Genomic DNA, 6,026 nt, shown 5'->3' on the forward strand with positions numbered 1-6,026 from the left:
ACTGGTCTATGAAATTTAACGCTTTGCCTAATATCTTTGTTGTTGGCAAAATCGCTTAAATCTACAAAATAGTCCTTGATTAGTTGCGATCTTTCAAAGCCTTCTAAATTAAACCCAAATTCTCTAGCAAAAACTTTATTAATAACCTCTTGCTGCTTTTTGATTTGGCTTTTTAGGTCTTTAATTTTCTGCTCAATTGGCTCAATTTTGGCAACGATTTGGTCTTGGGTTTTTAAAAATAAATCAATGGTATTTTTATCAAATTTTAAATACAAAAGATCATCTTCTTTAAGCGTTGGATAGCCTTTGCCCTGCCTTGATATAGCAATTAAATTTTCATAAAAAATTGTTCTAAATGAATAATATAAAATTTTCCCAAGTATTTTTGGAGCTAGATGAATTAAGGCAGAAGTATAAAAATAATTTTTATTTTCCTCATCTATAAGAACATATTTCTTTAAATTTGGTCTTACTTTTGAAAGTAAGATGTCACCTTGATTTACCCTAATAATGTCATTGCCTTCAATTTTTTTATAATAACTTTCTTCCTCAATTTTTCTTTGATCAAAGTTTAATTTGATAGGCTCTACATAACCCTCTTTTGATATATTGCCAATTTCAGAATAATAAAAATCTTCAGTTAAAGCCTCTATATCAACACTATCATTGACAGAAAAATCAAATAGCGTGTTAAAAGAGTAATAATCACTAACTAAGAAATTGCTTTGGAAGGCAATAAAATCAACATCAAATCTGAAAGATTGCTCCTTTGCCAACTCACTAAAATCAACCTCAAAACACTTCATTACCATAATTCAACTATTGACAAATTGATAAAATCATTTATATTTCTTGCAGTCCTGTTGGGTGCGAAAGTCGGCTTCATGCCGTGCAGAGCTTAATTGCTCTCTAGCCCCAAAGGGCTAATCTTTCCTACCTCAAAAACATTCCTCTCATTATAAAAATTCAAATTTGTTGGGTATTTAGCAAAATCGTAAATATCCCAAACTAAACTTACTTTTTCTTTTAAGAACTCAAAATATCTAGCTTCGCCTTTGGTGTAAGAGCGATAAATTGTCCAATTCATATAATCCACTATTTGCAAACAAGCCTCATCTGACGGGGTTTGTATATAAATTTTGGTCTGAGTTTCAACTTTAGATCCGTTTTTCTGTTCAAAATTTAAAGCCGCTGTTTGAATAGCTTGTTGCAAATGGTGTTGCTTATCTCTTGAGCCTCTTTTAGAAAAATAAATTGTGTTGTTTTTATGATGCAAATTCTTCTCAAACAATCTTGAAACAATCTCATTATAAAAAATATTTTCATCTCTCTTGTGCCGCTTGGTAAAAACATCAATTCTTTTTCTGGCAACAATAAATTCAGCTTTAAAATCTAAGGTTTTAATCATCTTAAAAACTTTTTCCCTAACTTCTGGGCAATCATCTTTAGCGTGAAAATGTAGGTTGGTTTTTTTAATTGATGGAATTGATTTTAAATATTCATCTTCTTTGATTTCTTTATGAAGTTTGGCAACTGCCTTTCTAATTTCTGACGGATTATTGGTTTGAATAAAGCCAAGAATAAGAATTGGCGAGCAATTCTCTTTACCAACAATTAACTCACCTTTTCTATTAAAAAAAGTTGGATCACCTGATTCATCAACAAAAAAGTAATTTTCCATAGCTAGCTCCAATCAATTTTTCTTAAATGATCAAGGGCAGTCTCTAAAACTCCATCATCAACTAAAATTTTCTCTTTGCCATTTTCTTCAATTGCACGATAAAGTTCGTTTGGCATTGGTTTTTCACCTCTCTTGGTGCGTTTATAACCAACATTTTCAACCTCTGCCATAAAGATTTTATAATTTAACTCTTTGGCAACTTCACCAAAAACCCACCAAACATTAACAAAGCCAAAGCTGTCTGTTGTGTCGTTATCATATTTGCAAAGGTCGGTGATTTCATCTTGGTATTTCTCAACCAACTCTTTTAAAGAAAGTTTTTTGTCATCTTTTTCAATATAGTCTTTTAAAAGCTGATATAAATTTACCTTTCTTTTTTTCTCATCTTCCGAAGCAATAGCCCAAGCCTTATTAAATGGTTTTTCTTTAATAAAATGTTCAATTTCTTTTTCGCATCTAGTTTTTAATAAATTCCACTCATTGCTATACTTTGACCAAAATTTTTGCCATTGTTCAATTTCTGCTGTGGTTTTCTTTTGGGCAAAGAGCAAGCTGGTTTTAGTTGAGGTGAATGGCTCAAAAGTGATTTGCGGCAAGGAAACAACCGCCTTAACTTTGAAATATTTGTAAATGAAAAGCCTGATATATTTATTTTCAGTAGTATCAAAAACACTTTCTGGCAAAACCACACCCATTCTGCCGCCTTCTTTTAAAAGCTGGTAATATCTTTCAATAAAAAGATTTTCTGAGTTTTTCTTATCACCAAAAATAAAGCTTTTTGCGGTTAGTTTTTTAGTGTCGTTGTCAAGATCAACGCTAAAAGGTGGGTTGGTTAGAATGCAATCAAATTGGTTATTGACGCTCACATTAATTGATTCTTTTTCACTCTCTTTGCCTTTGTAAAACTCATCATTATTTGACTGATTTAAGGCATTTGGAGCAGTTGTTTTATCATAATAGTTAAAAGGCAGCAATCCATCTTTAACGAAGATATTTGAAGAACCATCGCCGTGCAAAATCATATTAACTTTAGTTGCTGTGCCTAAGTTAAAATTGTGTTCAATGGCATAAATAAAGGTTTCAGCCCACTTATTTTCTCTGTGATCTGGCTCAAACCAATTATGAAAACGATCTTTAATGTCTCTGGTGTTTTTTATTTCACCTCTAAATCTTCGCTTAATGTTTTCAGTGATGAATTTCATATATTCAATCAAGAAAGTGCCACTACCAGCCGATGGGTCAATCATATATGGCAATTGATTATCTTGATTAATCTTTTCAATCGCTAATTTATCTAGCTGCAAACCCCACAACAAAAACTTTACAATATTAATGTGGGTAAAAAACTGCCCTTTGGTTTGTTTAAAACCTTCTCTTATTATACCTTCAAAAAAATCACCTAAAATATCTTTGCCAGATAAGCTGTTTTTTCCATCAACGAAGGAAAGGCTTTCAAGCTCTGAAACAGCATATTTTAGCTTGGCTAGAGAAAATTTCTTTCTATCGACTACAAAACTTTCCGCCAATTCTTGCTCATCAAGAATGTTAAGCCTTTGTTTTAAGGCTCTTCTATATAAATTATTTATTCTTGTAAAAAGCTCATCGTTGGTTTCAAAATCTTCATCACTCTTTTTTGCATAAGCAAAAGTTTGAAAATCATATTTCTCACCATCTTCTTTTTCGCTCTCATCTTGAATTTTAGCTAAAATAATATTCACCAAAGACGAAAAAATATCATTATCATCAGTGCCACCACCGCCCCATAAAACATTGTGCAGATTTTTGCGTTTGCTATCTAGTTTAGCATGATCAAAATTCTTATCTAAATCTTTCTTACCGCCCTTAACATATGGCTCTTTTACAGCTTTTTCATATCTTGCTGGCAGTTGATCAATAAAGTCTCTGGTCTTTTCCCAATCTGAAAATGAAGAATATTTGTCATAGTCAATGAGTAGGCACTTATCTTTTATTACACCACCAACTAGCTCAATTGAATAAAGAACTAAATATTTTACAGCGATTCCACTCCCAACCTCTTGACTGGCAAGGTTGAAAAGCTGTTTTTCAATAACTTCATCTTTGTCTTTTTCATAATCTTGAGGGCTTTTTAGTTCAATATATAAAAATGCTTTCCCCTCTTTATCTCTTACAACAACATCAATTCTTGGTTTATTAACTTTTGGTCTGCCAATGTCATATTCTTTCTCAATCTCAATATTTTCTGGTTTATAACCAAGTTCTTTGACTAATTTTGTTAGTAAATAAGCCCTTACAAGCTCTTCGCTTACTTCATTTTCTTTGCCAGATAATTTTTCTATTTTTCTATTCTGATTAATTCCCTGATAAGCAATTTTTTTTGAATCAACATCAATCTCTTTAATTACTGGGCTATTTCTTAAATAACTTATTATTTCTTTCATGTGATTTATTTATTATCGTTATCGTCAAATTCTTTTAATAGCTTAGTTCCTTGTCCTTCATCATCATTTTCAAATTTAATACCAGCCTCTTGAAAAATGGTTTTTATATCTTCTGCAATTCTTCTTTGTGGGGTGGTTATACCTCTTTCAAAATCAGTAATAGTTTTTTGCACAACTCTCACCTTATCAGCTAATTCTTGTTGCGACCAACCTAGATAAGCCCTTGCAGATTTGCATTGCTTAGGGGTTATGGTTTTTTCTTCTTTTTTGCTTGACATATTTATTATTTATAACTTAATATATATTTTATATAGTTCTATTATTCTTATAACTTAGTTATTTTAGCCAAAAAAACAGGCAAACCGTCTTTTTTGTCCGCAATTTATTATCAACAACAAAGCTGAAATAGCCAGTTATTTAGTAATAAATTCAGTATTTATACAAATTTAACTTATTATGACAAACGAAAATCTCAATCCAAACTTAGCTCAAATTCAAAGAATAAAAAGCCTTGCTGGCTCAATTGCCCACGAAACAAGGAATCCTTTAGCTTCAATTAAGCAAGGTTGTGATATTATTAAAAACTGCCTTGATGAAGCAATGGAGTTTCTTGATTTAATTTCTACCTCTTCAACTCGTGGCTTGATGATCTCTGAAATGATTTTAGCCAACATTAGGGAAGAAAAAATTGATACAAATAAATTCACCGATCTTTCAATTGCAAAAATTGTTAAATCTGCCATTAGAGAATTTGCTTTTGAAAGCCAAAAAGAGAAAGGTTTGGTTAATGTTGATTTGGAAGGCGATTTTATTTTTAAAGGTGATGAAACGCTGATGATTTTTGTTTTATTCAACCTGCTCAAAAACTCACTTTACTACAAAGCCAAAATTAATATTTGGCTGGACGCTGATAAAAAATGCTTATATTTCAAAGATGATGGTGTTGGCATTCCTGCCGATAAATTAGAATTAATTTTTGATGATTTTTTCACCTCAAATAAAAAGGGTGGAACTGGCTTAGGATTGCCATTTTGTAAAAGAGTGATGCTTAGTTTTGGCGGTGATATTTCTTACAAATCTGTTGAGGGTGAAGGCGTTGAATTTTGTTTAAATTTCCCTGCTTACTAAAATTAATAATCTGATTGCAATTATCTTAATTTTTGCAATCAGAATTATAAACCACCACTTAATCAAGTTTGATCTTGCCTAAAACCAACTTCTCCTGTTAAATTTCCTACAAATTCACATCAATTAGAATCCCAAACAGGGATTCACATTGATAAACCAAAAAGCATGCTTAATTAAGTCTTATATTTCTTGCTTGAGACAATCCAAAATTAATAACTTCCTCTTTCTTATCAGTTCGGAACACATACACTAAGCGGAGCCATTTCAAAATTTCCAAATCTCTAACTTTCTCCATTTTCAATTTTTGCCACCCCTTGAAACTAGTGTTCTCAAGGCTTCTTAAAATTTCTATACCACTTGGTTGGAGATTTTAACCAAGTGGGTAGTTGGTTAAATTTGATGCTCATAAACTTTAAAATAAAAATTTTCTTAGCCTTTTTATAAAAAAATATCTCGCAAAGCGTTGATTTTACCGTGTTCACTAAAGCCAAGTGGTAGCGGAGATTTGGAGATATAACTTGCCAAGCCTTGATTGATATGTATCCAGACATCTAAAGCATCTCTAGTTTTTGCAATTTTTTAACAAGTTAAAGCTATATAATTTTGTAAAAAATCCCTTCGGCAACTCTATCCAATACTCAATCCACAACTTTTTTATCGAACTTTTTTGACCGCCTAGCGTTTCAAAAGTTCGAAATCATTCTATTTTCAACTGGTATTTAACCCCCACTTGGGAAGTAGTATTTTCAAGGGTTGATTTTTCGAAATCAAAACCGGTAGGTGGTTTTTGTTTCGAA

5 protein-coding genes are annotated in these 6,026 nt (G+C 31.7%); 1 reads left to right on the forward strand and 4 read right to left on the reverse strand.

The annotated features are described in order from the left end of the window. The 4 genes from SFT90_05035 to SFT90_05050 all read right to left on the reverse strand — a co-directional run. Nucleotides 1-806: hypothetical protein (locus tag SFT90_05035; GenBank protein MDX1949846.1), on the reverse strand; the 806-nt coding region annotated here is incomplete at its 3' end. Between the two features lie 92 nt (nt 807-898). Continuing rightward, on the reverse strand, nt 899-1,681 hold the full coding sequence (locus SFT90_05040; GenBank protein MDX1949847.1) for a DUF3800 domain-containing protein: 783 nt from the start codon (nt 1,679-1,681) through the stop codon (nt 899-901). 2 nt (nt 1,682-1,683) lie between these two features. Then, nucleotides 1,684-4,101: an N-6 DNA methylase gene (locus SFT90_05045; protein MDX1949848.1), complete on the reverse strand. Its 2,418-nt coding sequence runs from the start codon at nt 4,099-4,101 to the stop codon at nt 1,684-1,686. A gap of 5 nt (nt 4,102-4,106) precedes the next feature. Next, nucleotides 4,107-4,379, reverse strand: coding sequence for a helix-turn-helix transcriptional regulator (locus SFT90_05050; GenBank protein ID MDX1949849.1), 273 nt, complete (start codon nt 4,377-4,379; stop codon nt 4,107-4,109). A gap of 178 nt (nt 4,380-4,557) precedes the next feature. Between SFT90_05050 and SFT90_05055 the strand changes: the two genes are divergently transcribed. After that, on the forward strand, nt 4,558-5,229 hold the full coding sequence (locus SFT90_05055) for a HAMP domain-containing sensor histidine kinase (protein ID MDX1949850.1): 672 nt from the start codon (nt 4,558-4,560) through the stop codon (nt 5,227-5,229). Nucleotides 5,230-6,026: the final 797 nt, after the last annotated feature.

Source organism: Rickettsiales bacterium (assembly GCA_033762595.1).
Lineage (GTDB): Bacteria > Pseudomonadota > Alphaproteobacteria > Rickettsiales > UBA8987 > JANPLD01.